Raw genomic sequence first — 25,910 nt, 5'->3', positions numbered from 1 at the left:
ATATCGCTCCTCGCGGTGACGACCACCGCGCTTCTGTGCACGGGCACCCTCACCTCCGTCGCCGCGCCCCTTCCCGCCCCCGGCGGGCAGGAGGCCACCCCGGCGGCGGCCCCCGGCGCCCAGCCCGTCGAGCGGCTCATCGTCGGCTACAAGGCCAAGGCCGCGGAGGCCAGGTCCGACGACGCCGCGGACAAGGACGCGGAGGCGAAGGGCCGCAAGGCCGGTGAGTCCCTCGGCTTCGACCGCCGTCTCGGCACCGGAGCGGCGCTGGTCGACCTCGGCGCCGAGCTCGGCACGACGGACACCGAGGACGTCATCGCGGCCTTCCGCGCCGACCCCGACGTCGCGTACGCCGTCCCCGACACCCGGATGTACGCCACGGCCGTCACCCCGAACGACACCGAGTACAACCGCCAGTGGGACCTGTTCGAGGCCACCGCCGGCATGAACGTCCCCGGCGCGTGGGACAAGGTGACCGGCACGGGCGTCAAGGTCTCGGTCATCGACACGGGATACGTGGCCCACTCGGACCTCGCCGCCAACACGGTCGCCGGATACGACTTCATCTCCGACCCGTTCATGGCGAACGACGGCGGCGGCCGGGACAGCAACGCCGCCGACCCGGGCGACTGGATGAAGACGGGCGAGTGCGGCAACAACTACCCGGCGCGGGACTCCTCCAGCTCCTGGCACGGCACCCACGTCGCCGGCACCATCGCCGCATCGACCGGTAACAGCAAGGGCATCGCGGGCATCGCGTACAACGCCACGGTCCAGCCCGTCCGCGTGCTGGGCAAGTGCGGCGGGACAACGGCCGACATCATCGACGGCATCACCTGGGCCTCCGGCGGCACCGTCTCCGGCGTGCCGTCCAACGCCAACCCCGCCGACGTCATCAACATGAGCCTCGGCGGCGGCGGCGCCTGCGACGCCGGCACCCAGAGCGCCATCAACGGCGCGGTGGCCCGTGGCACGACCGTCGTCGTGGCGGCGGGCAACAGCAACGCCAACTCCGCCAACTTCAACCCGGCCAGCTGCAACAACGTCATCAACGTCGCCGCGAGCGACCGCGAGGGCAACCGGGCCTCGTACTCGAACTACGGCACCATCATCGACATCACCGCCCCCGGCGGCGAGACGGCGGTGAGCTCCGCCAACGGCATCTGGTCCACCCTGAACAGCGGCACCGCCGGCCCCGTGAGCGAGAACTACAAGGCCTACCAGGGCACCAGCATGGCCGCCCCGCACATCGCCGGCCTCGCCGCGCTGATGATGGACAACAACCCGGCCATGACCCCCGCGCAGGTCGAGTCCGCGATCAAGGCCAACGCGCGTCCGCTGCCCGGCACCTGCTCCGGCGGCTGCGGCGCCGGCCTCGCGAACGCGGCCGCCACGCTCGGCGGCGGAACCTCCGAGCCGCCCACCGGCACCGTGTTCACGAACTCCAGCAACGTGAGCATCCCGGACAACGGCGGTGCGGTCACGTCCTCCCTCGCCGTGACCGGCATCAGCGGCAACGCCCCGACGGCCCTCAAGGTCTCCGTCGACATCAAGCACACCTACCGCGGCGACCTGCTCGTGGAGCTCGTCGCCCCGAACGGCTCGTCCGCCCAGCTGAAGGGCACCAGCTCCAGCGACAGCGCGGACAACGTCATCACCACCTACACCGTCGACGCCTCCGGCGTGGCCGCGACCGGCACCTGGAAGCTGCGGGTGACCGACATCTACAGCGGTGACACCGGCTACATCGACTCCTGGGGCCTGACCTTCTGACGGGTCCGCACCAAAAACGCCCGACCGTGGCCTGCCGAGACTCTCGGCAGGCCCTTCGGCGTACCCGGCGGTCCCGCGGGACCGGGTGTCTCCCCGGCGCCGGGGAGACGCCCCGGAGCGGCCCGCCCGGCCACCCGCGGGACCAGCGGGATCAGGCCCGCGGGCGGTCCCCGGACGGGGCGCGGGGGAAGCCGGGGACGAGGACCCGCGCCCCGGACCGGAGCGAGCGCGCCCGTACCATGGGAACTCCTGACGTGCGCGAAGGAGAAGCCGTGCTGGTGCTGCTGCCACCCTCGGAGGGAAAGGCCGCCTCGGGGCGCGGAGCACCCCTGAAGCAGGAGTCCCTGTCCCTGCCCGGCCTCGCCGGGGCGCGGGCCGCGATCATCGACGAGCTGGTGGAGCTGTGCCTGGCCGACGAGGACAAGGCCCGTGAGGTGCTCGGCCTGAGCGAAGGACTGCGCGGCGAGATCGCGAAGAACGCGGACCTGCGCACGGCCGGGACCAGGCCGGCCGGGGAGATCTACACCGGGGTGCTGTACGACGCCCTCGGCCTGGCCTCGCTGGACCCGGCGGCCAGGAGGAGGGCCGGGAAGTCGCTGCTGGTCTTCTCCGGCCTGTGGGGCGCGGTGCGGGTGGGCGACCGGATCCCCTCGTACCGCTGCTCGATGGGCGTGAAGCTGCCGGGGCTGGGCGCACTCGGCGCCTACTGGCGCGGCCCGATGGCGTCGGTCCTGCCCGAGGCGGCCGGGGACGGGCTCGTGCTGGATCTGCGGTCGTCGGCGTACACCGGGGCGTGGAAGCCCGCGGGCGCGGTCGCCGAGCGCACCGCGAGCGTGCGGGTGCTGCAGTCCCGGGTGGTGGACGGGGTGGAGAGGCGGTCGGTGGTCAGTCACTTCAACAAGGCGACCAAGGGCCGGATGGTCCGCGATCTGCTCGTGGCCGGGGCGAGGCCGAAGCAACCCGCGGAGCTGGTGGACGTGCTGCGCGACCTCGGGTACACGGTGGAGGCGAGGGCCCCGGAGCGGGCCGGGCGGGCATGGGCGCTCGATGTGGTGGTCACGGAGATCCACTAGCAGTCGTTGCAGCATACGCAACGCCCATTGCGTAGGGCGCGGTTCGCGCGGCAGGATGAGCCCATGACCTCCTCCGCGCCCGCCGCCCTGCCCGCGTCCGCTTCCGTCCTGGACCTCGCGCCCGTCGTCCCCGTCGTCGTCCTGGAGGACGCGGCCGACGCGGTGCCGCTGGCCCGGGCGCTCGTGGCGGGCGGACTTCCGGCGATCGAGGTGACGCTGCGGACCGCCGCCGCGCTCGACGCGATCCGGGCGATCGCCGCCGAGGTCCCGGGGGCCGTGGTGGGTGCGGGCACGGTGATCTCCGTGGGGCATGTGACCGGGACGGTCTCGGCCGGGGCGCGCTTCCTGGTCAGTCCGGGCTGGACGGACACCCTGCTGGACGCGATGAAGGCGTCGGGCGTGCCCTTCCTGCCGGGGGTGTCCACCACGTCCGAGGTGGTCGCGCTGCTGGAGCGCGGGGTCACCGAGATGAAGTTCTTCCCGGCCGAGGCGGCCGGCGGCACCACCTACCTCAAGGCCTTGTCCTCGCCCCTGCCCCAGGCACGGTTCTGCCCGACCGGCGGCATCTCGCTCGCTTCGGCACCGGCCTATCTGGCGCTGCCGAACGTCGGCTGCGTGGGCGGCAGTTGGATGGTTCCCGGCGACGCCGTCGCGGCGAAGGACTGGACGCGGGTGGAGCGGCTGGCCCGGGAGGCGTCGGCGCTGCGGAGCTGAGCAGCGGGCCGGGCCGGCGGTTCAGCGCAGCGTCTGGACGGCGTAGAGCGTGCCGATGCCCAGGGCGAACGAGCCCAGCAGGAGCCGCAGAGCCGTTTCGGGGATGCGCGGCTGGAGGCGGGCTCCGAGATAGCCGCCGCAGAGTCCGCCGAGGCCGCAGGCGAGGCCGAGGGCCCAGTCGGGCGCGATGTCGCCCGTGGTGGTCAGGGACAGCAGGGCGTACGTGCCCGCCCCCACGAGGGAGGTCACGAACGTGCAGGCCAGGGCGGCGGGCGCGACCTTGGCGACCGGCACCCCGCGCCCCACGAGGATCGGCCCGAGCAGCGAACCCCCGCCGATCCCGTAGACCCCTCCCGCGACGCCGACGGCCAGGGCGAGGCCGGTGGTGGCGCGGGGGGACGGTTCCGCGGCGACGGCGCCGCGGCGCGAGGGGCGGAGGGTACGGGCGCACAGCCAGGCACCCAGCGGGAGCAGCAGGACGGCGATGAACAGCCGGAAGACCGCCGGGCCGGGCACGGCGAAGACCCGGATCACCGCGCCGGTCACCACCCCGGGCACCGCTCCCACGACGAGCAGCCGGGTCAGCCGTCCACGCAGCCGGCCGCTGCTGCGGTAGCGCAGGAGGGCCCCGGGGCACGAGACCACGTTGTAGAGCAGGTTGGTGGGCGTCACGGCGGGGCTCGGCACTCCGAGCACGCTGACCTGCACCGGCAGCAGGAACACCGCGCCGGACACGCCCACGGGTGCGGTCGCCACCGAGATCAGCAGCCCGGCGACGAAGCCCAGCAGCCCCGTGGACCAGGCCATGCCCGCTACCGCAGGTGCGAGGTGTCGTTGAGCAGGCGCAACGAGGGATTGCCGTCCGCGTAGTACGCCACCGTGGAGACGGAGGCGGGCGAGAGCTCCATGCGGAAAAGGGACTCCGGCGGGGCGCCCAACGCCAGCCTGACCAGGGTCTTGATCGGGGTCACGTGCGTGACCAGGAGTGCCGTGCGGCCCGCGTAGCGGGAGATCAGGCGGTCGCGGGCCGCCGACACCCGGTCGGCCACCTCGGCGAAGCTCTCGCCTCCGCCCGTGGGGGCCGCGTCGGGGGACGCGAGCCAGGCGGTCAGATCGGAGCCGTGGCGCTCCCGCACCTCGGCGAAGGTGAGGCCCTCCCACGCGCCGAAGTTCGTCTCGCGCAGGCAGTCCTCGATGCGGACCTCCAGGCCGAGCCGGCCGGCGACAACGGCCGCCGTCTCGCGGCAGCGGCGCAGCGGGGAGCTGACGATCTCCTGGACCGTGCCCCGGGCGGCGAACGCCTCGGCGGCGCGCGCGGCCTGGTGGCGGCCGACGGCGGAGAGCTCGGGGTCGCTGCCGCCGCTGCCGGAGAACCGCTTCTCGGGGGTGAGCGCCGTCTCGCCGTGCCGGAGCAGGACGAAGGTGGCGGGCGCTCCCAGGTCGGGACCGCTCCCCCAGCCCACCTGCGGGGCGGCCGGCGCGGGGCGGGCGGCGGCCAGTGCGGCGCGGACCTTCGCCGCGCCCGCGGCCGCGTCCCCGGGCGGACCGGCCGGGTGATCCGGGGCGGCGGGCGTGCGCGCCGGGGCGTCCAGGGCGGCCGTCGAGGACGACGGCTCCCACTGCCTGCCCAGCCTGCCCGCGTCCATCGCCTCGTTGGCGAGCCGGTCGGCGTGCTTGTTCTCGTTGCGCGGGATCCACTCGTACGTGACGGAGGAGGGGGGCAGGATGCCCGCCGCCTCCGCCGCGAGCGGCTTCATGTCGGGGTGCTTGATCTTCCAGCGGCCCGACATCTGTTCGACCACCAGCTTGGAGTCCATCCGGACACGCACCCGCACGTCCGCGTCCGGGAACAGCGCCTTCGCCGCCTTCAGGCCGGCGATCAGGCCCTTGTACTCGGCGACGTTGTTCGTCGCGACGCCGATGTACTCGGCGGCCTCGGCGAGCGGCGAGCCACTGACCGGGTCGATGACGACCGCGCCGTAGCCGGCGGGCCCCGGGTTGCCCCGGGAGCCTCCGTCGGCCTCGACGACCAGCTGGCGGGGAACGGGCATTACAGGCCCGACTCCGAGGTGCGGACCAGGATGCGGTGGCAGTTCTCGCAGCGCAGCACGGTGTCGGGGGACGCCGCCTTCACGTCGTTGACCTCGGTGATGTTCAGCTCCAGCCGGCAGCCCTCGCAACGGCGCTGGTAGAGCCGGGCGGCACCGACGCCGCCCTGCTGGGCGCGCAGCTTGTCGTACAGCTTCAGCAGGTCGGCCGGGACGGAACCCGCGACGACCTCGCGGTCCTTGGCGACGGTGGCCGCCTCGGCGTCGAGCTCGTGGGTGGCCGCGTCCCGGCGGGCGGTCGCGTCGTCGACCTTCGCCTGGACGGCGCCTACGCGCTCGGTCAGTTCGGTGACGCGCTCCTGGGCGGACTCGCGGCGCTCCATGATCTCCAGGACGACGTCCTCGAGGTCGCCCTGGCGCTTGGCCAGCGAGGTGATCTCGCGCTGCAGGCTCTCCAGGTCCTTCGGCGAGGAGACCGCACCGGAGTCGAGCCGCTGCTGGTCGCGGGCGGCGCGCTGGCGCACCTGGTCGACGTCCTGCTCCGCCTTGGTCTGCTCGCGGGTGGTGTCGCTCTCCTCGGTCTGCGAGGCGACCAGCAGGTCGCGCAGCTGCGCGAGGTCGCTGTTGAGCGCGTCGATCTCCGCGTGCTCGGGCAGGGACGTGCGCTTGTGGGAGAGCTGCGACAGACGTACGTCGAGGGCCTGGACTTCGAGGAGTCGGATCTGGTCGGCGGGCGCGGCGTTCAGTTGGGGGCTCCAGAAGAGTGGTGGGTGGTCCAGGGGTCGGTGACCTGCTTCGAGACATGGACCCGCAGGTCCCATCCGTGGCGGTCGGAAATCGCGTCGAGCTGCGCGGCGGCCTGCTCGCACCAGGGCCACTCGGTGGCCCAGTGTGCGGCATCGACCAGGCCGAGCGGCGAGTGCTGGACGGCCTCGGAGGCCGGGTGGTGGCGCAGGTCCGCGGTGAGGAAGGCGTCGACGCCCGCCGCCCGTACGGCGTCGAAGAGGCTGTCGCCGGAGCCGCCGCTCACCGCGACCCGCCGCACCACGGCGTCCGGGTCGCCCGCGAGCCGGATGCCCTGCGCGGTGGCGGGCAGCCGGGCCGCGGCGCGGGCGGCGAGGTCGCGGAGGGTCGTGGGGTGGTCGAGCTCGCAGATCCGGCCCAGGCCGCGGTGGCCCTGGGGGTCGGTGGGGTCGGGCACGAGGGGGCCGGTGACCCGCAGGTCGAGCGCGCCGGCGAGGGCGTCGGAGACTCCCGGGTCGGCGCTGTCGGCGTTGGTGTGCGCGACGTGCAGGGCGATGTCGTGCTTGATGAGCCCGTGCACGACGCGGCCCTTGAAGGTGGACGCCGCGACCGTCGTCGTACCGCGCAGGTAGAGCGGGTGGTGGGTGACGATCAGCTGGGCGCCGAGGGTGCGGGCCTCGTCGGCGATCTGCTGGACGGGGTCGACGGCGAAGAGGACCCGGTCCACCTCCGCCTCCGGGTCGCCGCAGACCGTGCCGACCGCGTCCCAACCTTCGGCCCGCTCGGGGGGCCAGAGGGCGTCGAGCTCGGCGATGACTTCAGACAGACGGGGCACGGAGGAAAGGCTACCTGTCCGGCGCACCCCGTCGGCCCTGGCCGCGGGCACCCGTACGGGCGGACCCGCGGCCGGTCACGAATCGTTACTTCGCGACCTCTTCGGTTGCCCGCGCCCTCCGCCAGGCACGAGGGGACGGCGGCGTCCCCCGGGAGGGGCGTAGCCGACCCGCTTCACGCCGAGCGGGAGCACCTCACCTCGTTCCGGGGTAGCAGCGGCAGCACAGTCACCCCCCTCCCTTCAGGCGAATCCGGACATCACCACCCTTCTGTGTGAAGTGCGGTGGCTGGTGTTGTTCGGCAGGAAGTGCGAAAACTAGCTTCGGTTGCCGGAGGTGACCGCACCATGACTGCCTGTGCCATCGAGAACGGGACCGCCGGAGCGGCGGCGGGTGCCACGACGCCCCAATCTGCACCCGGACCTGCGGGACCGGACGAGCCCGCGGAGCCGGAGAAACCCCGCGCGAGCGCCGGAGGGCCGGGTGGGACCGCCGGCCTCACGGAACCCGCGGGACCCGGCGTGCCCACAGCCGACGTGCCGGTGCGGGCGCCGGCGTCCGGTGCCCGTACGGGCCCCGGCGCGGCCGTCACGTCCGCCGGGACCCTCGGAACCGGCTGGACCCGCGTGGCCACGAACGCCGCGCCGGTCCGTGGAACCGGTCCGGCGCGCGGGACCGGTGGGTCCGGCCCGGCCCGGGGTCCCGACGGGTCCGGCGCGACCACCCCGTCCGGCCGGAGCGGCGAGCGGCACCGGGCCGCCGCACCCCTGAGGGCCGGTGGGGACGAAAGGCCGGTCCCGCGCGGCGGGTTCGGCGGGCGCGCCCCGCTCCGGGCCGCCGGCCGCCCTGTGTGCTCCGAGGCGCCCCGGCGTCTCGTGCCGCCCGTCCTCACCATCGCCGCCGACCACTCGTACGCCGCCCGGCTCACCACCGCCGCCGGGAGCGGTCCCGCCTGGTTCCCGGAGCGCTGGACACTCGACGGCCCCGAGCCGTACGCCGTGTCCCTCCCCCTCGACCAGCCGGAGGAAGCCGACTCCGACGTGCTGCCGCTGTCCGACGGGCGGGTGCTGATCCGGCGGCGGGTGGCCGGCCGGCACGCCTTCTCGTTGCTCTATCCGACCGGGCCCGGTACGGGTGAACTCCCCCTGGGCGCCCTCGAATGCGCGGAGCTGGTCCTCCTCCCGCCGCCCCCGGACGGCATGAGCGCCTATGCCCTGCTCCCCGGCGAACGCTCCACCGCCGTCTGGCTGGTCGCGGGCGGCGCCTCGGGACCCGAGCACGTCGCGGAGGTGCCGGGGCATTGCTCGGGCGGTGCCTGGCTGGACCGTGAGGGGCGTCTGCTCGCCCTGGACCGGCGGTTGCCGGGCGGCGGTCCGGTCAAGGCGGTCACCGTGGACCTGGTGCGGGGCGGCGAGGTGACGCCGCTGCTGCAGATCACGCCGGACAGCGACGACCGGCTGCTGCTGGCCGATGCCGACAGCGGGCTGCTGCTGATCCGTTCCGACGCCCCGGGCCACGACCGTCTCGGCTGGGGCGTGCTCGGCAGCTGTCTGCCGGTGCGCTTCCCGGAGTGCCTGCGTCCGGCGGACGTGGCCGTGACGCCGTTCGCCGTGCAGCCGGGGCAGGTGCTCATGCCGGAGAGCTGCGCGGTGGCGCTGCGCATCGACGGGGCGGCGGGCAGCTGGGTGGGGCTGTGGCGTCCCGCCGGGCGCCGTCTGCACCAGTGCGCGGCGCCCGCGGGCTGGCTGGCCGGGGCCGGGTTCTGGACCCGGGAGGGGGTCCTGCACCTGCCGTACGAGCAGGCCGGTGCACCGTGCGCCGTCGCGTTGGTGGAAGCCCCGGTGGACGAGGAACACCGACCTGCCACGAACGGAACGGAACCATCCGCGGCAACCGTGTCTCCTGGTGTGTGCAGGCCCGTTCCACTCGCCCAGGCACCTCTCACCGGCCGCACGGCACGGGGACAATAAACCCGTGCCGGGCCACGCAGTCGTTGCGCGCGGGGACCGACGGTGACCACGTCGGGTGGCGGTGGCGGGGCTTGCGGCACACACGTACGCGATTTCGACGGGGTGACTTCCCACATGTCTGAAGCCCGAACCGACACGGCCCGGACGCGTCCGCCGGGGGCGCACGCGCAACAGGACGGAGCCGGCTCCGGAAAGCACCGAGGAGGCGCGTCGGCGGAGAGCACGGCCGCGCAGCCGCACGGCCGCCACCGGCGTCCCTCCGAAGGGGGTGGCAGAACGGCGGCCTGAACCGCGCCGCTCGGCACCGAGGGCCGTCACAGCCGCCCGGCCGTGACGGCCCTCGGTGTGTGCCCGCCCCTCGCGAGCGCCCGCGCGCGCTCCCGTCGTTCCGCGTCCCCGCGGCCGCCCTACGCGTCCCCGCCGACGGGCGCGTGCGCGTCGGGCTTCGTCAGGACGGACGTTGCGGCCGGCTCCTCCGGGCGCCTGCGGGGACGCCCCGGCAGCCAGAACAGCATCAGCGCCGCCCCGGCCAGCAGCACCACGGTGGACGTGCGGAAGGCCAGCGCGTATCCGGCCGTGATCTCCGCCGCCCCGGTGGCACCGCCGGTGCGGGCCGCGGCGACCGTGGAGAGCACCGCGAGGCCCAGCGCGCCGCCCATCGTGCGTGAGGTGTTGACCAGCCCGGAGACGAGTCCGGCGTCGCCCGGTGCCGCGCCGGACGTCGCGAGCGCGGCCAGTGGGGTGGAGGCGAGTCCGGCCCCGGCCATCATCAGGATCCCGGGGAAGCAGACCGCGGTGAGGTACGAGCCGTGCACCCCCATGGTGGTGGACTGCCAGCCGAAGCCGGCGGCCGCGACCAGGACACCGAGGACGGCCAGGGTCCTGGGGCCGGTCCGCGCCATGAGCCGGGGCGCGGCCTTCGAGCCGAGGACGACGGCGGCGGAGGTCGGCATCAGGGCGAGGCCGGCCTCCAACGGCGTGTAGCCCAGCACGTTCTGGGCGTAGACGGTCATGAAGTACCACATGCTGAACGTCGCCGACCCCATGAGCAGCATCGACACGTTCGCCGACGAGACGGCCCGCACGCCGAGCACCCGCAGAGGCATCAGCGGGGCCGCCGTCCTCCACTCCACCAGGACGAAGACGCCCAGCAGCGCCAGACCGCCGGACAGGGGGACCAGCGTGGCGGAGGCGGTCCAGCCCGCGGCCTCGGTCTGCACGATGCCGTACGCCACCGCGGCAAGGCCCGCCGTGACGAGCACAGCGCCCGGCAGGTCGACCCGGCGCCGGTCGCCGGCCCGGCCCTCGGCCAGCCACAGCGCGGCGCCTGCCAGGACGAGCGCGCCGACGGGCACGTTGATGAGCAGGACCCACCGCCAGGAGAGGACGTCGGTGAGCACCCCGCCGATGAGCCCGCCGGCCGCTCCGCCGCCGGCCCCGACCGCCATCCAGGTGCTGATCGCCCTGGTGCGGGCGTGACCCTCGGGTACGGTCGCGGTGAGGATGGTGAGGGTGGCCGGGGAGAGCACGGCGGCGCCGAGCCCCTGGGCGGCGCGGGCCGCGAGCAACTGCCAGCCCTCCTGGGCGAGTCCGCCGGCCAGTGAGGCCGCGGTGAAGAGGCCCAGCCCTATCAGGAACATCCGCTTGCGGCCGTAGATGTCGGCGGCCCGCCCGCCGAGCAGCATGAATCCGGCGAAGGCGATCGAGTAGGCGTTGACGACCCACTGCAGTCCGGGGCCGCTCAGAGCCAGGTCGGTACGCATGGACGGCAGGGCCACATTGACGACGGACACATCGAGGACGACCAGGAACTGGCCGGTACAGGCCGCCACGACCACGGCCCAGGTGCGGGTCCTCGATCGGGCGGGCAGCCGCGTGGGCGGGGGGACGTCAACCATGGGTGCCATACTCGCAGGCACCCCGTGCCCCGTACATCGGTTTCGGGCCGCGACCGGGCCTCGGCCCAGGGGCGTAGGACCTCGCTCCGCACTGCCGCGCGTTCCCCTCCGTTCGCCGGAATACCTCGCGCGTAGGGAAGGTTCAGGGTGCACACACGTGGCGGTGGGTGCCGTCCGTCGGCGCGCGCTCCCGCATGCTCGATCCCGTTCTCCCCCTCTTCCCCGCCCTGCCCGGAGGCCACACGTATGCGACGGACGACGAACGAACCCGGGCTGCTCCCCGGCCCGCGCAAGGGGGGCAGGGCCGGAGTCGTCCCCGTGCTCGCGTTCGCGGGAATCACCGTCGCGGTGATGCAGACGCTGCTCGTCCCCGTCATCAAGGACCTGCCGGTCCTCCTCGACACCGGCCCGGCCGACGCGACCTGGGTGATGACCGCCACACTTCTGGCCGGTGCGGTCTCGACCCCGATCATGGGGCGGCTCGGCGATCTGTACGGCAAGCGGCGGATGCTGCTGGCCAGTCTCGCCGTGATGGTGGCCGGATCGCTGGTCTGCGCCTCCACCGACGATCTCGTCATCATGATCGTCGGCCGCGCGCTCCAGGGCTTCGCCATGGGCGCGATCCCGCTCGGCATCGGCATCATGCGCGACGTCCTGCCGCGCGAGAGGCTCGGCTCGGCGATGGCCCTGATGAGCTCCTCCATAGGCGTCGGCGGTGGACTCGCCCTGCCCGCGGCCGCGCTCGTGGCCCAGCACGCGGACTGGCACGCGCTCTTCGTCGCGTCGGCGGTGCTGGGGGTGGTGGCCATGGCGCTCACCGTCCTGGTCGTTCCGGAGCCGTCGCTGCGCGCTCCCGGGCGCTTCGACGTCGTCGGGGCGCTGGGCCTGTCGCTCGGCCTGGTCTGCCTGCTGCTCCCCGTGACCAAGGGCGGCGACTGGGGCTGGACCTCGCCCACCACGCTCGGGCTGATCGCCGCGTCCCTGGTGATCCTGGTGCTGTGGGGGCTGTTCGAACTGCGCAGCCCGGCACCGCTGGTCGACCTGCGCACCAGCGCCCGGCGCGAGGTGCTGCTCACCAACCTCGTGTCGATCATGGTCGGGGTCGCCTTCTACGCCGTCTCGCTGGTCCTGCCGCAGCTGCTCCAGCTGCCCGCGTCGACCGGATACGGGCTCGGGCAGTCGATGGTGGTGGCCGGGCTGTGCGTGGCACCGCTGGGCCTGACGATGATGTTCGTGGCCCCGCTGTACGCCCGCCTCTCGGGCCGCCGCGGCCCGAAGGCCACCCTGATGCTCGGCATGCTGGTCATCGCGATCGGCTACGGGGCGGGGCTGGGACTGATGAGCGCCGCCTGGCAGACCGTGGTGATCGCGGTGGTGCTCGGGGCCGGGATCGGGCTCGCGTACTCCTCGCTGCCCGCACTGATCGTCGGGGCCGTCGACCCGTCGGAGACCGGTGCGGCCAACGGTCTGAACACCCTGATGCGGTCGATCGGCACCTCGCTGTCGAGCGCGGTCATCGGCATGGTCCTGGCGAACACCTCGGTACGGATGGGGCCGGTGGACGTACCGACCATGGAGGGCTTCCGGACCTCGTTCGTGATCGCGACGGGTGCGGTGCTGGCCGGGCTGGTGCTCGCGGCGTTCCTGCCGGCGCAACGGCCCGCGCGGCCGGTGCTGCTGGCGAGCAGCGCGGGCGACGCGGCCGAGGCGGCGGCCACCGCCGCCGCCGCACCCGCCACGGCGCCCGTACAGCGCTGACGCGCGGGTCCGGGCGGCGTCGCGTGCGCCCCCGCCGAGATCCCCGGCGTGGGCGTGCGACACGATGGGGCGCCGATCGACGCCCGTACCACCTGGAGGAATCCGTGACCGCCGAGTCCGCCGTCGCACCCGAGCCGGAGGTCCTCGCCGCCTTCGAGGCCGCCAAGGGCTTCATGCCGCTGCGCGAGGGGCTCGCCCTGTACGCCGCGGCCACCGGAGCCGCCGCGCTCGGACTCCCGCTGCTGGAGGTCGGCACCTACTGCGGGCGGTCCACGATCCTGCTGGCCGCCGCGGCCCGCGCGGCCGGGGTGACGGCACTGACCGTCGATCACCACCGGGGCAGCGAGGAGCAGCAGCCCGGCTGGGAGTACCACGACCCGTCCGTGGTGGATCCCGAGGTCGGTCTGATGGACACGCTGCCCGCCTTCCGCCGGACCCTTCACGCGGCCGGCCTGGAGGAGCACGTGGTGGCGCTCGTCGGGCGGTCCTCGCAGGTCGCGGCCGTCTGGGGCGGACAGCTCGGCCTCGTCTTCATCGACGGCGGGCACACCGACGAGCACGCGGGCGGCGACTACGAGGGCTGGGCCCCGAAGGTCGCCGGCGGCGGGCTGCTCGTCATCCACGACGTGTTCCCCGACCCGGCGGACGGCGGCCAGGCCCCGTACCGCGTCCACCGACGGGCCCTGGCCTCCGGCGCGTTCAGCGAGATCTCGGTGACGGACTCGCTGCGCGTTCTTCGGCGTACGGGAACGGGGATCTGAGGTCACGGATAGCATCGCGAGGTGCGTGACGACGACAGCGTTCCCCCCGCCCGGCGCCCGGCGGCGCGCCTCCGGCCCCTGATCATCGCGGTCGCCCTGGTATCCGTCTGCCTGACCACGGCGGGCTGCGGGGGCGGCGGCGCGACCGGCCGGGCCGAGCCGCGTCCCGGCGGCGGGGCGGCCCCGACGTCCGGGTCCCCTTCGTCCGACCCGGCCGTGTCCGAGTCGCCGTCGTCGCCCTCGAAGAGCCCGTCCCCGGCGCCCACGTCCGCGAAGCCGCTGCCCGAGGGCCCGTTGACCGGCCGGACCGTGGTGATCGACCCCGGGCACAACCCGCGCAACCGCGACCACACCCGGGAGATCAACAGCCAGGTGGACATCGGCACGGGGCGCAAGGAGTGCGACACCACGGGAACCGCCACCGACGCGGGGTACGCGGAGGCCCGGTTCACCCTCGACGTGTCGCGCCGGCTGCGCACCCTGCTGGAGGCCGAGGGCGCGAGGGTCGTCCTCACCCAGGACGACGACCGCCCGTTCGGCCCGTGCGTCGACGAGCGCGCCCGGATCGGCAACGCCGCCGGTGCCGACGCCGTCGTGTCGGTCCACGCGGACGGTTCCGCGGTGGGCAACCGGGGCTTCCATGTGATCCTTCCCGCAGCGGTGCGCGGCGGCGCGGCGGACACCGCGGAGATCGTGGCTCCTTCCCGCGATCTCGGCGAACGGATCGCGGGCCATTTCGTACGCGCCACCGGAAGCGCCCCTTCCAACTACATCGGCGGCGGTACCGGGCTGGACACCCGCGAGGATCTCGGCGGCCTGAATCTGTCGACCGTGCCCAAAGTCTTCGTCGAATGCGGCAATATGCGTGATCCGAAGGACGCCGCCCTGCTCACGAGCGCGGCCTGGCGTCAGAAGGCGGCCGTCGGCATCGCCGGGGGCATCAGCAGCTATCTGGAGAGATAGCCCGCGGGGACGGTGGCTGCCGGTCCGAGGTCCGGGCAGGACCACAACCCGCCCGGGCAGACGATAGATTCATCCGTACGATGGGGAGCCGCCCCCGAGCTTCGCGCCGTACCCGCCGTACAGGCGGCATCGACGACCGCCCCGACGAGACGACCGACTAAGGACCTTCACGTGAATATCCGCTCCCTCACTCGAGGCGACGGCGTGGTGATCGGAGCAGCGGTCGTGCTGTTCATCGCCTCTTTCCTCGACCTCTCCGGCTTCGACTGCCCCTCGGGCGTCGACTGCTCCGGCTACAGCGCGAACGCCTGGGACTCGCTCTCGCTCCTGATGAGCATCTATCTGGCCGGCATCATCGGCGCGGCGCTGCTGATCGTGAGCCGCGCCATGCCGGGCCGCAAGGTCGCGGGTTTCGAACTCGGCCAGTTCGGCGCCGCGTTCGCCGTGTTCGCGCTGTGGACCATGTTCTGGACGATCATCGACGCCAACGACGCCGGTGCCGGTCTGATCCTGGGCCTGCTCGCGACCATCGTGCTGGCCGGCGGTGCGGTGGCCACTCCGCTGGTTCCCGCGCTCAAGGCCCCGCTCCTCGGCGCCCCGCGTCCGGCGCAGGCGGTGCAGTCGCCGTACGGCCAGCAGCCCGGCCAGGGCTACGGCTACCCGGGTGGCCAGCAGCAGCCCTACGGTGCGCAGCCGGGTCAGCCCCAGCCGTACGGTGCACAGCCCGGCCAGTCGCAGGGCGGTCGGACGGAGCCGCCGCAGGCGGCTCAGCAGGCGCCGCAGGGCGGCGGGGCACCGGCCGGTGACTTCACGCCCTTCTGGTTCGCGGTGCCGGTGGCACGTCCGCTGTACGGCGAGGACGGCGCCCCGACCCCGATCGCGGAGCTCGCCCCGGGGACCTGGTACCTCGCGGTCGAGCAGCGCGGTCCGGGGCTCATCGCCCAGACGCAGGACGGCCGTCGTGGCGTGCTGCAGGACACCACGGGCATCCAGCGCGGCTGATCCCGCGTATGACGACGGCCCCCGCCCGGAAGGGCGGGGGCCGTCGTCATACGCGGGATCACTGCCGCTCCACGCCGCGGGGTTTCACTCACCGCAAAGCGGCAACCCGGAGAACATGTCTCCCAGAACAGGCTCAGGAAGCAGTACCGCCGCACGTGTCATCGCCGTCGTCGCGGACATCATGGCCTTCATCATCATCCTGTGGATCCTGATGTACCTGCTCGACGCCAACCGGGCCAACGACCTGGTGCAGTTCGTCCGGGACTCGGCCCACTGGCTGGCCGGCTGGTCGTACGACCTGTTCACCTTCGACGAGGCGTGGGCGCGGGTCGTCGCCGGCTACGGTCTGGCCGCAGCCGTCTACCTCTTCATCGGTCACGCCGTGGCGGGCCGGGTCCGCCGCTTCTAGTGCCGCAACAGGCGACGTTCGCCCGTCCCGAACGGAGCTGCCCGGGCCTAGGCGTTCTGGCGGCAGCAGTCCGGTTCCAGACCGGCCGGCAGCCGTTCGCCGCCGAAGACCGCGGTGGTCGCCTCGTCCCCCCCGAGCGCGGCCACCGCGAGCAGCAGCGAACCCGCCGTCCACGTGGTGAGTTCCTCCGGCCAGAAGGCACGCTCGCCCTCGAAGACGTACCCCGTCCAGTACAAGCCGCCCTCGGCGCGCAGGTGCTGGACGGACTGCAGGATCTCCAGGGCCCGGTCGGACTCCCCCGTCACCCAGAGGGCCAGGGCCAGTTCGCAGCTCTCGCCGCCCGTGACCCAGGGGTTGGGCAGCACGCAGCGCACGCCGAGGCCGGGAACGACGAAGCTCTCCCAGCCCTCCTCGATCCGCTTCGTGGCGGCGGGCCCGGTGAGCGCGCCGCCGAGGACCGGGTAGTACCAGTCCATCGAGTAGCGGCTCTTGTCCAGGAAACGCTCGGGGTGGCTGCGGATCGCGTGGCCGAGTGCTCCGGTCGCCAGCTCCCAGTCGGGCTGCGGTTCCTCGCGCTCCTCGGCCAGGGCCAGGGCGCAGCGCAGCGCCTGGTGGATGGAGGAGGAGCCGGTCAGCAGGGCGTCGGTGACGGGGGTTCCGTCGGCCTCGCGCTTCCAGCCGATCTGCCCGCCGGGCTGCTGGAGCCGCAGCACGAACTCGATCGCGGCGTAGACCGTCGGCCACATGCGGTCGACGAACGCGTCGTCGCCGGTGGCGAGGTAGTGGTGCCAGACGCCGACGGCCACGTAGGCGCAGAAGTTGGTCTCGCGGCCGAGGTCCGTGGGCTGCTCGGCGTCGCCGTCGTGGTAGGCGGCGTACCAGGAGCCGTCCTCGTTCTGGTGGCGGGCCAGCCAGGCGTAGGCGCGCGCGGCGGCCTCGTGCTCGCCGGCCGCGTCGAGGGCCATGGCGGCCTCGATGTGGTCCCACGGGTCGAGGTGGTGGCCGCGGAACCAGGGCAGTGCCCCGTCCTCCCGCTGCACGGCGCGCAGCGCGGCCACGGTCTCGGCGGCCTGCCCGGCGGTGAGGACTCCGGGCAGGACGAGGTGCTCGGTCCGCTCGGGGGTGCTCACGCCTCGGCCCTGGGGAGGTGCGGCTTGGTCGCGTACGCCACGAAGCTCTTTCCGACGACGGGGTTGAGCAGCTGCTCGGCGACCCGGGTGGCCAGGGGCTTCTTCATGATGTCCCAGACCAGCAGCTTGTGGTAAGCCCGCACCGGCAGCGCCTTGTCGTTGTCCACGCCGAACGCGCACTTGAGCCACCAGTACGGGCTGTGCAGGGCGTGCGCGTGGTGGGTGCCGTAGGGCTTGAGTCCGGCGCCGCGGATCCTGCCGAGCAGCTCGTCGGCCTTGTAGATCCGGATGTGCCCGCCCTCGACCTCGTGGTACGCGTCGGAGAGCGTCCAGCAAACCTTCTCGGGACCGTAGCGGGGCACGGTGATCGCGATCCGGCCGCCGGGCCTGAGCACGCGGACCATCTCGGCGAGCACGCCCTTGTCGTCGGGGATGTGCTCCATCACCTCGGAGATGATCACGACGTCGAACGACTCGTCGGGGAACGGCAGGTTGAGCGCGTCGCCCTCCATCGCGGTGGCGGTGGCGCCCTCGGGCGCCTCTCCGGCCTCCTTCATCGCGGCGAACCACTTCGCCACTTCGCGGATCTCCTCGGCGTTCCGGTCGAGTGCCACCACCTGGGCGCCGCGCCGGTAGCACTCGAACGCGTGACGGCCCGCGCCGCAGCCCAGATCGAGCACCCGGTCGCCTGCGGCGAGCGGGAAGCGGGTGAAGTCGACGGTCAGCACGGGGGCCTGCCTTCGAGGTCGGAGGTACGGATTCGGGAGATAGGGGTTCAGGGAGCCACGGGGGCGGTCACCTGCGGACACCCCGGGCGGCGATCGCCTGACGGTACAGCTCGACGGTTCCGACGGCCGCCTTGGCCCAGGTGAAGCGGGCCAGCACCCGGTCGCGCCCGGCAGCGCCGAGTCGGGCGCGCAGGCCGGGGTCGCCGAGCAGCCGGCCGAGCGCGGCGGCCAGGGCGTCCGCGTCGCCGGGCGGGACGGCGAGGCAGGTCTCGCCGTCCGGGCCGGTGACCTCCGGGATCGCGCCGCCGGTGGTGGCCACGAGCGGTGTGCCGGTGGCCATCGCCTCGGCGGCGGGCAGGGAGAAGCCCTCGTAGAGCGACGGGACGCAGGAGATCTGGGCGCTGCGGACCAGGTCGACGAGTTCGGCGTCGCTGATGCCCTTGACGAACTCGACGGCGTCCCGGAGTCCGTACCGCTCGATGGCCTGCGCGACGGGCCCGTCCTCGGCCCGCTTGCCGACGACGACGAGGTGCGCCCGCGGGTTCTCCGTACGGAGCTTGGCGAGTGCCTCGACGAGGTGGACGAGGCCCTTCAGCGGGACGTCGGCGCTGGAGGTGGTGACGATGCGTCCGGGCACCTCGGCGACCGAGGGATCGGGCGACCACAGGTCGGTGTCGGCCCCGACGTGCACGACCCTGACGCGGTCCCGGCGTACCCCGAGCTGCTCGACGATCTCCTGCTGGGAGGAGCCGGAGACGGTGAGGACGGACGGCAGCCGGCGGGCGACGCGCTTCTGCATGCGGGTGAAGCCGTACCAGCGGCGTACGGAGAGCCGACGGCGGGTGGATTCCGCGGCGTCCAGGTCGAGTTGCCGGTCGACGGTGATGGGGTGGTGGATCGTGGTGACGAGGGGTGCGCCGAGATCGCCGAGCAGGCCGTAGCCGAGCGTCTGGTTGTCGTGCACGACGTCGAAGTCGCCGCGCCGGGCGAGGAGATGGCGCCGGGCCCGCAGGCTGAAGGTGAGGGGCTCGGGGAAGCCGCCGGTCCACATGGTGGCGACCTCGGCGAGGTCGATCCAGTCGCGGTACTCGCCGCGTCCGGGGGTGCGGAACGGGTCGGGCTGCCGGTACAGGTCGAGGCTCGGCAGCTCGGTGAGCGGCACGCCCTCGTCGAGTACGGGGTAGGGCTGGGCGCCCAGCACTTCGACGCTGTGTCCCAGCCGGGCCAGCTCGCGGCCGAGGTGGCGCACGTAGACGCCCTGGCCGCCGCAGAAGGGGTTGCCCTTGTAGGTGAGGAGCGCGATGCGCAACGGCCGCCCACCGTCGGCGCCCGGCACGCCGCCTCCCGCGAGGGGGCCCGTCTCTATGGCCTCAGCGGTCACACTCGGCCCCCTTCTCACTGCGTTTTCGCCGGAGCGTAACCGGTCGCGTTAATCTAGAACAAGTTTCACACTTGTTCATTCAACAAGCATCGAATCTACCGGCAGGTAGGTCGGTGGTGACGGCCGGATCAGGTGATTCGCGCCACGGCGGGTGCCCTGGCATGCTGTGCGCGCCCGGGAGACGGCGTCCGGCCGGACAGGGAACGGGTTCCCTTCTTCCGGCGCGGGCCGCGACATGGGCGCCGGCGCGGACGGAAGCCTTGGACGGGGACAGATGACAGCGCAAGCCGGAGCGGCGGCATCGCCCCTGACGGAACGTCAGGAGGCTCGTCGGCGCCGCATCCTGCAGGCCGGTACGCAGCTCGCGGGCCGGGGCGGTTTCGAGGCCGTGCAGATGCGCGAGGTGGCCGAGGCCGCCGGGGTCGCCCTGGGCACGCTGTACCGCTACTTCCCCTCCAAGATCCATCTGCTGGTCGCCGTCATGCAGGACCAGCTCCAGCACCTGCGGCTCACGCTCCGCAGGCGTCCGCCCCGCGCGGACGGCGCCGCCCAGCGGGTCGCCGAGACCTTGTTGCGGGCCTTCCGGGCGCTCCAGCGCGAGCCGCACCTGGCGGACGCGATGGTGCGGGCGCTGACGTTCGCGGACCGCGGTGTGAGCCCCGAGGCGGACGCCGTCTCACGGCTGACGACGGAGATCATCCTGGACGCGATGGAGCTGGAGGACCCCACCCAGGAGCAGCTGTGCGTGGTCCGCGTCATCGAGCACACCTGGCACTCGGCGCTGATCACCTGGCTGTCGGGGCGGGAGTCGATCGCCCAGGTGGAGCGGGACATCGAGACGGTGTGCGGGCTGATCGACCTGCCGGCGGACCCGCGCCGGGACGCTCTCATGTGACGTGCCCACACCGGCCCCCGCCCAGGTGAGGTGCCCTGCACCATATCGACGGCGCCACGGTGTTCATACGGTTCGGCCCACGTCACCCGAACCATGCCGAGGAGCCGGTCCCATGCGTCGCAGAGCTGTAGGCACCATCCAGCACAGAACCCTGACGGCGGCCGTGCTCGCCACCGCCGGCATTCTCCTGGCGGGGTGTACCGCCGCCGGGCAGGCCGGCGGCGAATCCGGCTCCGGCGAGGACGAGGCCGTCAAGGTGGGCCTGGTCTACTCCCGCACCGGACTGCTCGCCGCGTACGGCAAGCAGTACCGCGACGGATTCATCGCGGGCCTCGACCACGCCACCCAGGGCACCGGAAAGGTCGACGGACACCCCATCGAGGTCTCCGAGCATGACGACGCGGGCGACCCGGGCAAGGCGGTCTCCGCCGCGAAGAACCTGATCGGCAAGGGCTACAAGGTGCTGGCGGGCACCACCGACTCCGGCGTCGCCCTCCAGATGGCCCCGCTGGCCGCCCAGAACAAGGTGCTGTACGTCAACGGCCCGGCCGCCACCGACGCCGTGACCGGGATCAACGAGTACACCTTCCGCTCCGGCCGGCAGTCCTACCAGGACATCGTCACGGCGGGCACGATGCTCGGCGACCCCAAGGGCAGGACGGTCACCGTCCTCGCCCAGGACTCGACGTTCGGCCAGGCCAACGTCGCAGCCGTCAAGGCGGTGCTCGGTGCCAAGGGCGCGAAGGTGGACTCCGTCCTCGCTCCGCCCAGTGCCACGGACCTGACCCCGTTCGCCCGGCAGGTCAAGTCGGGCGGGCCCGATCTGGTCTTCGTCGCCTGGGCCGGTGCGACGGCCCCCGCCCTGTGGACCGCGCTGGACCAGCAGGGTGTGCTGACGGCGAGCAAGGTCGTCACCGGGCTGGCCGGGACGGCCTCGTACCCGGTGTTCGGGGCCGCCGGAACCAAGGTCTCGTTCCTCGCGCACTACTTCCCCGGCGCGGGCGGTGGCAACGCCGTGGAGAAGGCCATGATCGACGGCGTCACGAAGGCGGGTGGCACGCCCGACCTGTTCTCCGCGGACGGTTTCACCGCGGCGCAGATGATCGTGCGGGCCGTCGAGGAAGGCAGTGCCACCGACACCGCCGCCATGGTGAAGGCCCTGGAGGGCTGGAAGTTCGACGGGGTGAAGGGCGAGACACAGATCCGGGCCGAGGACCACGCCCTGGTGCAGCCGATGTTCGTGGCCAGGCTGAACGGGCAGGGCGCCACCGCCGAGCCCGAGCTGGTGAGCGCCCGGCCGATGAACGACGTGGCACCGCCCGTCACGCCCTCGGCGGGCTGACCGGTGACCGCACACACCACCACCGCCGCGCACGGCACGGGGGCGCGTACGGACGCCCCCGTGCTCCGGCTGGACGGTCTCGGCTGGAGCGTCGGCGGGGCGACCATCCTCCAGGACGTCTCCCTGAGCGTCCACGAGGGCGAGTTCCTGGCCTTCATCGGCCCCAACGGCGCGGGCAAGACCTCCCTGTTCAACCTCATCAGCGGGATCAATCCGCCCACTGCGGGCACCCTCGCCCTGGACGGCACGGACCTGACGGACCTGCCCGTGCACATCCGTGCCCGGCGTGGCATCGGGCGGACGTTCCAGACCTCCAGCCTCTGGCCGCAGATGACCGTGGCCGAGCACGTCCGGCTGGCCGCGCAGGCCCGCCACGGCGGCTCGTACCGGCTGTGGCGGCGTGCTTCCCGCTACACCGCCGAAGTGAGCGGCGTGCTGGAGCGCACCGGCCTCGGCCACCGCGCCGGGGCCACGGCCGCGGAGCTCTCCCACGGCGAGAAGCGCAAGCTGGAACTCGCGGTGCTGCTCGTGGGAGAGCCCCGGCTGATGCTGCTCGACGAACCGATGGCCGGGGTGAGCGCCGAGGAGGTCCCCGCGCTCACCGAACTCATCCGCACCCTGCACCGCGACGAGGGCCGTACCGTCCTCATGGTCGAGCACCACATGGACGTCCTGCTGGGTCTCGCCGACCGGCTCGCCGTGATGCACCACGGCCGGCTGCTCGCCCTGGACACGCCTCAGGCCGTGACCGCCGACCCCCTCGTCCAGCAGGCCTACCTCGGGGAGGGCCTGTGACAGCCGGACCGAAGATGCTTCTCGCCGTCCGCGGCCTGCGGGTCCTGATCGGCGGCAGGCACATCCTGCACGGCGTGGACCTGGACGTGGCACCCCAGGGGGTGACCGCGCTGCTCGGCCGCAACGGGGCCGGGAAGACCACGACCGTACGCGGCGTCCTCGGCCTCGTCCCGCGCACCGGGAGCGTGCGGTTCGACGGCGAGGAGACCGTGACGCTGCCCACCCACACCCTGATCCGGCGGGGCATCGGCTACGCCCCCGAGGACCGCGGCGTCTTCGCGGGCCTGACGGTGGCGGAGAACCTGCGACTGGCCGAACGCCGCGGCGCGGGCGAGCCCGCGTACGCCCTCGTCCACGAGCTCTTCCCCGAACTGAAGCAGCGCGCCCGCCAGCCGGCCGGGACACTGTCCGGCGGGCAGCAGCAGATGGTGGCCATCGGCCGGACCCTGCTCAACGGCAACCGGCTGATCATCGCCGACGAACCCACCAAGGGCCTGGCCCCCAAGGTGGTCACGGAGGTCACCCAGGTGCTGGAACGGGCGGCCGAGGCGGTCCCCGTGCTCCTCGTCGAGCAGAACCTCGCCGTCGTACGCCGCCTCGCCGCACACTGTGCGGTGCTCGCCGACGGCCGGACGGCCCATCAGGGCGCGGCGGACGGGCTGCTGGGCGACGCGGAGGCGACCTGCCGGCTGCTCGGCGTGGGACCGGGTTCGCTCACCACACATCCCGCGGAGGCGGATTCCTGATGTCCACCATCGTGCTGCTCACCATGACGGGCCTCGGCCTGGGTGCGCTCTACTTCCTCATCGCATCCGGCCTCTCGCTGATCTTCGGCCTGATGGACGTGCTCAACTTCGCCCACGGGGCGCTGCTCTCCATCGGTGCCTACGGCACCTGGTGGGCGGCTTCCGGGAATCTTCCCGGCGCGGGCCCCGGCGGCTGGGGCTTCGTCCTCGCCGTCCTGTTCGGCACGGCGGTGGGCACCCTCGCCGCCGTGGTGCTGGAGCTCGGAGTCGTACGCCCGCTGTACACCCGGCCGCGCGAGCAGATCCTCGCCACGGTCGGCGTGGCACTGGCGGTGCCCGCGCTGCTCTCCGGGATCTGGGGATCGGATGCCCGGACCTTCCCCGGCCCCGAGGCGCTCTCCGGCACCTTCGGGCTGCTGGGCGCGGACGTGCCGGTGAACCGGCTGGTCCTGATCGCGGCGGCGGCCGTCGTCCTCGTCGTCCTGCGTCTGTTCCTCGGCCGGACCCGGCACGGCCTGGTCGTGCGGGCCGGGGTCGAGGACCGGGCGATGGTGACCGCGCTGGGCATCGACGTCCGCAAGGCGTTCACCCTCGTGTTCGCCATCGGCGGCTCGGTCGCCGCGCTCGGCGGAGCCCTCGGCGGGCTGTACTTCGGCTCCGTCGACCCCCGGCAGGGCACCTCGCTGCTGATCTTCGCGTTCGTCGTGGTGGTCACCGGCGGCATGGGCTCGGTGACCGGTGCCGCGGTGGCCGCCGTCGTCATCGGCCTGGTCCAGCAGTTCGCCAACTACTACACGGCGGCGGGCCTCGGCGACCTGGCCGTCGTCGTCATGCTCGCCGCGCTGCTGCTCGTCAGGCCGCGCGGACTGACCGGGAGGCTCGCGTGAGTACCGCCACGGAGACACACGACCGTACGGAGGGCGCGCCCGCGCCCTCCCCCGCCCCGGCCCGGGGCAGCACGGCCCGGCTGCTGCGCTGGTGGCCCGCCGCCGTACTCGTCCTCCTGATCATCGCGCCGTTCAGCGCGCTTCCCCTGCCGGGCCTGCTGGAGGGGCCGCTCGGCAGCCCGGGAAGCCTCCAGCTCCTCGCCACCTGCCTGCTGTTCGGCGCCCTGGCGACCGGCTACGACCTGCTGCTGGGCCGTACGGGGCTCCTCTCCTTCGGGCACGCCCTGTACTTCGCGGTGGGCAGCTACGCCACCAACACGTTCCTGCTCGAGGCGGGCCTGCCGTTCGCCGCGGCCGCCGCACTGGGTCTCTGCTCCGGGATCGCGCTCGCCCTGGTCCTGGGGGCGGTGAGCCTGCGGGTCACCGGCATCGGCTTCACCATGGTGACGCTGGCGTTCGCGCAGGCCGGCTCGATCGTCGTCGCCCGCAACCCCGGCGGCTTCACCGGCGGCGAGGAGGGCCGGGCGGCCCCTGCGGAGCTGCTGCCGTCCTGGGTGGTCGGCATCGGCAACACCGCCAACCTGTACTGGATCACCCTCGCCTACCTCGTCCTGACCCTCGGTGTCGTCCACCGGGCGGTCCGCTCCCCCACCGGCCGGGTCTGGGAGGGCATCAAGGAGAACGAGCGCCGGGTGGAGGTGCTGGGGCTGAAGCCGTACGGCTTCAAGCTGACGGCCTTCGTGCTGGCCGGGGGGCTGGCGGCGGCCGGCGGGCTCGTCCACCTCCTGCTCACCGGCGGCTCCACCCCGCAGACGACGACCTCGGACTTCACCCTGGCCCTTCTCGTGATGGTGGTGCTGGGCGGCTCCGGAACCCGCTGGGGGCCGATGGTCGGGGGCATCCTCTACGCCTGGGCGGACCACCGGCTCGGCGACCTCGCGGGATCAGGGGCGGTGGCCGATCTGCCCGCGGTGCTGCGGGTGCCGCTCTCCCAGCCCCTGTTCCTGCTCGGGGCGCTGTTCGTGGTCGTGGTACACGTACTCCCCGGCGGCCTGGCCCGCCTGCCGTCCCGTCTGCGCGGAACCCGCAAGGAGAACAGATGACCCCGTACGAGGAGATCCGCGTACCCGTGACCGGCGGGGAACTCGCCGCGCTGCGCTGGCCGGCCCGGGACCCCGGGGCTCCGGTGGTCCTGGCCCTGCACGGCATCACCGCCAACGGGCTCTCCTGGGGCCCGGTGGCCCGGCAGCTGGCCGGCCGGGCCACTCTGATCGCCCCGGACCTGCGCGGCCGGGCCGCCAGCGCCGCGCTGCCCGGGCCGTACGGCATCGCCGCGCACGCGGACGACGCGGCGGCGCTGGCCGACGCGCTGGGGCTGGACCGGGTGGTGCTGGCCGGCCACTCGATGGGGGCCTTCGTGGCGGCGCAGGCCGCCGTACGGCACCCGGACCGCTTCGGCCCGTTGGTCCTGGTCGACGGCGGGTTCGGCTTCCCGGCGCCCACCCACCTGTCCGCGGACGAGCTGATCACTGCCGTGATCGGCCCGGCCATGGCCCGGCTGACGATGACGTTCCCCGACCGCGCCGCGTACCGGGGTTTCTGGCAGGCCCACCCCTCGTTCTCGGACGAGGGGTGGTCGCCGGAGGTCGACGCGTACATCCAGCGCGACCTGACGGGGGAGGAACCCGCTCTGCGCTCCAGCTGCCGTCTGGAGGCCGTCCGCACGGACGGGACGGACCTGTTCGAGGAGCACGTGCTGTCGGCCGTTCACACGCTCGCGGGGCGGACGACGCTGCTGTGGGCGGAACGCGGCCTGATGAACGAGGAGCAGGGTCTGTACGACGAAGCGAGGCTGGCCAGGGCCGGCCTGGCCGACACGGAGGTCCGGGCGGTCCGGATCGCGGGCGTCAACCACTACACGGTACTCACGGGCGAACGGGGCTCCGCCCTCATCGCGGACAGTCTGCTGGAGCACTCCGGCAGCACGTGAGCCCGGGAGGACCGCGCGCGGGCGGCCCGGACCAGGGTCTTTCGTTCGGATCAGGCCGGATCGGCGAGCC

At 73.4% G+C, this 25,910-nt stretch carries 24 protein-coding genes; 16 read left to right on the top strand and 8 right to left on the bottom strand.

The window, feature by feature from the left end; translation table 11 throughout:
• Positions 1-15: 15 nt before the first annotated feature.
• The 3 genes from AB0F38_RS03275 (at position 16) to eda (ending at position 3,560) form a co-directional block, all read left to right on the top strand.
• A complete protein-coding gene (locus tag AB0F38_RS03275; RefSeq protein ID WP_361885787.1) occupies positions 16-1,773 on the top strand; it encodes a S8 family serine peptidase in 1,758 nt (585 codons plus the stop codon).
• A gap of 272 nt (positions 1,774-2,045) precedes the next feature.
• Entirely contained in the window at positions 2,046-2,846 is an 801-nt protein-coding gene (gene yaaA / locus AB0F38_RS03270) for a peroxide stress protein YaaA (RefSeq protein ID WP_361886744.1), read from the top strand.
• A 63-nt stretch (positions 2,847-2,909) separates the two neighbouring features.
• The gene (eda, locus tag AB0F38_RS03265; RefSeq protein ID WP_361885784.1) at positions 2,910-3,560 is read left to right on the top strand and encodes a bifunctional 4-hydroxy-2-oxoglutarate aldolase/2-dehydro-3-deoxy-phosphogluconate aldolase; all 651 of its coding nucleotides are present in this window, start codon (positions 2,910-2,912) and stop codon (positions 3,558-3,560) included.
• Positions 3,561-3,581: 21 nt separating this feature from the next.
• Here the strand turns inward: eda and AB0F38_RS03260 are convergent, their stop codons facing one another.
• From AB0F38_RS03260 to AB0F38_RS03245, 4 genes are read right to left on the bottom strand one after another with little or no spacing between them, the layout of a single operon-like run.
• On the bottom strand, positions 3,582-4,367 hold the full coding sequence (locus AB0F38_RS03260; RefSeq protein ID WP_361885781.1) for a sulfite exporter TauE/SafE family protein: 786 nt from the start codon (positions 4,365-4,367) through the stop codon (positions 3,582-3,584).
• Positions 4,368-4,372: 5 nt separating this feature from the next.
• Positions 4,373-5,611, bottom strand: a complete 1,239-nt coding sequence (locus AB0F38_RS03255) for a bifunctional RNase H/acid phosphatase (protein ID WP_361885778.1) — start codon at positions 5,609-5,611, stop codon at positions 4,373-4,375.
• Complete coding sequence (locus tag AB0F38_RS03250) at positions 5,611-6,354, bottom strand: C4-type zinc ribbon domain-containing protein (protein WP_361886742.1); 744 nt, start codon at positions 6,352-6,354, stop codon at positions 5,611-5,613. Before AB0F38_RS03250 ends, AB0F38_RS03255 begins: the two co-directional genes overlap by 1 nt.
• A complete protein-coding gene (locus tag AB0F38_RS03245; protein WP_361885775.1) occupies positions 6,351-7,187 on the bottom strand; it encodes a Nif3-like dinuclear metal center hexameric protein in 837 nt (278 codons plus the stop codon). The genes AB0F38_RS03250 and AB0F38_RS03245 overlap by 4 nt, the downstream gene beginning before the upstream one ends.
• A gap of 345 nt (positions 7,188-7,532) precedes the next feature.
• Here AB0F38_RS03245 and AB0F38_RS03240 point away from each other — a divergent pair, with 345 nt between their 5' ends.
• Positions 7,533-9,155, top strand: a complete 1,623-nt coding sequence (locus AB0F38_RS03240) for a hypothetical protein (protein WP_361885772.1) — start codon at positions 7,533-7,535, stop codon at positions 9,153-9,155.
• Between the two features lie 407 nt (positions 9,156-9,562).
• On the opposite strand, the gene AB0F38_RS03235 is transcribed toward AB0F38_RS03240, so the two are convergent.
• Complete coding sequence (locus tag AB0F38_RS03235; protein ID WP_361885769.1) at positions 9,563-11,053, bottom strand: MFS transporter; 1,491 nt, start codon at positions 11,051-11,053, stop codon at positions 9,563-9,565.
• Positions 11,054-11,299: 246 nt separating this feature from the next.
• Between AB0F38_RS03235 and AB0F38_RS03230 the strand changes: the two genes are divergently transcribed.
• From AB0F38_RS03230 to AB0F38_RS03210, 5 genes are all read left to right on the top strand, one after another.
• The gene (locus tag AB0F38_RS03230) at positions 11,300-12,811 is read left to right on the top strand and encodes an MFS transporter (RefSeq protein ID WP_361885766.1); all 1,512 of its coding nucleotides are present in this window, start codon (positions 11,300-11,302) and stop codon (positions 12,809-12,811) included.
• Positions 12,812-12,915: 104 nt separating this feature from the next.
• Positions 12,916-13,572 (top strand): class I SAM-dependent methyltransferase, encoded by a 657-nt coding sequence (locus AB0F38_RS03225; RefSeq protein ID WP_361885763.1) that lies wholly within the window; start codon positions 12,916-12,918, stop codon positions 13,570-13,572.
• 21 nt (positions 13,573-13,593) lie between these two features.
• Positions 13,594-14,535: an N-acetylmuramoyl-L-alanine amidase gene (locus tag AB0F38_RS03220; RefSeq protein WP_361885761.1), complete on the top strand. Its 942-nt coding sequence runs from the start codon at positions 13,594-13,596 to the stop codon at positions 14,533-14,535.
• 171 nt (positions 14,536-14,706) lie between these two features.
• Complete coding sequence (locus AB0F38_RS03215; protein WP_361885758.1) at positions 14,707-15,537, top strand: hypothetical protein; 831 nt, start codon at positions 14,707-14,709, stop codon at positions 15,535-15,537.
• A gap of 115 nt (positions 15,538-15,652) precedes the next feature.
• Entirely contained in the window at positions 15,653-15,946 is a 294-nt protein-coding gene (locus AB0F38_RS03210; RefSeq protein ID WP_361885756.1) for a hypothetical protein, read from the top strand.
• Between the two features lie 47 nt (positions 15,947-15,993).
• Here AB0F38_RS03210 and AB0F38_RS03205 read toward each other — a convergent pair whose 3' ends face one another.
• The 3 genes from AB0F38_RS03205 to AB0F38_RS03195 all read right to left on the bottom strand — a co-directional run bounded on the left by AB0F38_RS03205 (position 15,994) and on the right by AB0F38_RS03195 (position 19,185).
• A complete protein-coding gene (locus tag AB0F38_RS03205) occupies positions 15,994-17,076 on the bottom strand; it encodes a prenyltransferase (RefSeq protein WP_361885754.1) in 1,083 nt (360 codons plus the stop codon).
• Positions 17,073-17,804 (bottom strand): class I SAM-dependent methyltransferase, encoded by a 732-nt coding sequence (locus AB0F38_RS03200; RefSeq protein ID WP_361885751.1) that lies wholly within the window; start codon positions 17,802-17,804, stop codon positions 17,073-17,075. Before AB0F38_RS03200 ends, AB0F38_RS03205 begins: the two co-directional genes overlap by 4 nt.
• A 67-nt stretch (positions 17,805-17,871) precedes the next feature.
• A complete protein-coding gene (locus AB0F38_RS03195; RefSeq protein ID WP_361885748.1) occupies positions 17,872-19,185 on the bottom strand; it encodes a glycosyltransferase family 4 protein in 1,314 nt (437 codons plus the stop codon).
• A 274-nt stretch (positions 19,186-19,459) separates the two neighbouring features.
• Here AB0F38_RS03195 and AB0F38_RS03190 point away from each other — a divergent pair, with 274 nt between their 5' ends.
• From AB0F38_RS03190 to AB0F38_RS03160, 7 genes are all read left to right on the top strand, one after another.
• On the top strand, positions 19,460-20,080 hold the full coding sequence (locus AB0F38_RS03190; protein WP_361885745.1) for a TetR family transcriptional regulator: 621 nt from the start codon (positions 19,460-19,462) through the stop codon (positions 20,078-20,080).
• A 112-nt stretch (positions 20,081-20,192) separates the two neighbouring features.
• Complete coding sequence (locus AB0F38_RS03185; RefSeq protein WP_361885743.1) at positions 20,193-21,422, top strand: substrate-binding domain-containing protein; 1,230 nt, start codon at positions 20,193-20,195, stop codon at positions 21,420-21,422.
• A 3-nt stretch (positions 21,423-21,425) separates the two neighbouring features.
• Positions 21,426-22,217, top strand: a complete 792-nt coding sequence (locus tag AB0F38_RS03180; RefSeq protein ID WP_361885740.1) for an ABC transporter ATP-binding protein — start codon at positions 21,426-21,428, stop codon at positions 22,215-22,217.
• A 14-nt stretch (positions 22,218-22,231) separates the two neighbouring features.
• Positions 22,232-22,963, top strand: coding sequence for an ABC transporter ATP-binding protein (locus tag AB0F38_RS03175; RefSeq protein WP_361886739.1), 732 nt, complete (start codon positions 22,232-22,234; stop codon positions 22,961-22,963).
• Entirely contained in the window at positions 22,963-23,850 is an 888-nt protein-coding gene (locus tag AB0F38_RS03170; protein WP_361885737.1) for a branched-chain amino acid ABC transporter permease, read from the top strand. The genes AB0F38_RS03175 and AB0F38_RS03170 overlap by 1 nt, the downstream gene beginning before the upstream one ends.
• Positions 23,847-24,953, top strand: coding sequence for a branched-chain amino acid ABC transporter permease (locus tag AB0F38_RS03165; RefSeq protein ID WP_361885734.1), 1,107 nt, complete (start codon positions 23,847-23,849; stop codon positions 24,951-24,953). Before AB0F38_RS03170 ends, AB0F38_RS03165 begins: the two co-directional genes overlap by 4 nt.
• A complete protein-coding gene (locus AB0F38_RS03160; protein ID WP_361885731.1) occupies positions 24,950-25,840 on the top strand; it encodes an alpha/beta hydrolase in 891 nt (296 codons plus the stop codon). The genes AB0F38_RS03165 and AB0F38_RS03160 overlap by 4 nt, the downstream gene beginning before the upstream one ends.
• The last annotated feature ends 70 nt before the right edge of the window (positions 25,841-25,910 follow it).

The sequence above is a fragment of the Streptomyces sp. NPDC025273 genome (genome assembly GCF_040638585.1).
In the GTDB taxonomy this organism is placed as follows: domain Bacteria; phylum Actinomycetota; class Actinomycetes; order Streptomycetales; family Streptomycetaceae; genus Streptomyces; species Streptomyces cinereorectus.
This window is presented reverse-complemented; position numbering and strand designations above follow the sequence as displayed.

Coding starts and splice junctions, on each gene's coding strand:
- AB0F38_RS03170 (WP_361885737.1), top strand. CDS start 22,963: ATGTCCACCATCGTGCTGCTCACCATGACGGGCCTCGGCCTGGGTGCG.
- AB0F38_RS03255 (WP_361885778.1), bottom strand. CDS start 5,611: ATGCCCGTTCCCCGCCAGCTGGTCGTCGAGGCCGACGGAGGCTCCCGG.
- AB0F38_RS03260 (WP_361885781.1), bottom strand. CDS start 4,367: ATGGCCTGGTCCACGGGGCTGCTGGGCTTCGTCGCCGGGCTGCTGATC.
- AB0F38_RS03160 (WP_361885731.1), top strand. CDS start 24,950: ATGACCCCGTACGAGGAGATCCGCGTACCCGTGACCGGCGGGGAACTC.
- AB0F38_RS03175 (WP_361886739.1), top strand. CDS start 22,232: ATGCTTCTCGCCGTCCGCGGCCTGCGGGTCCTGATCGGCGGCAGGCAC.
- eda (WP_361885784.1), top strand. CDS start 2,910: ATGACCTCCTCCGCGCCCGCCGCCCTGCCCGCGTCCGCTTCCGTCCTG.
- AB0F38_RS03210 (WP_361885756.1), top strand. CDS start 15,653: ATGTCTCCCAGAACAGGCTCAGGAAGCAGTACCGCCGCACGTGTCATC.
- AB0F38_RS03185 (WP_361885743.1), top strand. CDS start 20,193: ATGCGTCGCAGAGCTGTAGGCACCATCCAGCACAGAACCCTGACGGCG.
- AB0F38_RS03190 (WP_361885745.1), top strand. CDS start 19,460: ATGACAGCGCAAGCCGGAGCGGCGGCATCGCCCCTGACGGAACGTCAG.
- AB0F38_RS03240 (WP_361885772.1), top strand. CDS start 7,533: ATGACTGCCTGTGCCATCGAGAACGGGACCGCCGGAGCGGCGGCGGGT.
- AB0F38_RS03235 (WP_361885769.1), bottom strand. CDS start 11,053: ATGGTTGACGTCCCCCCGCCCACGCGGCTGCCCGCCCGATCGAGGACC.
- AB0F38_RS03230 (WP_361885766.1), top strand. CDS start 11,300: ATGCGACGGACGACGAACGAACCCGGGCTGCTCCCCGGCCCGCGCAAG.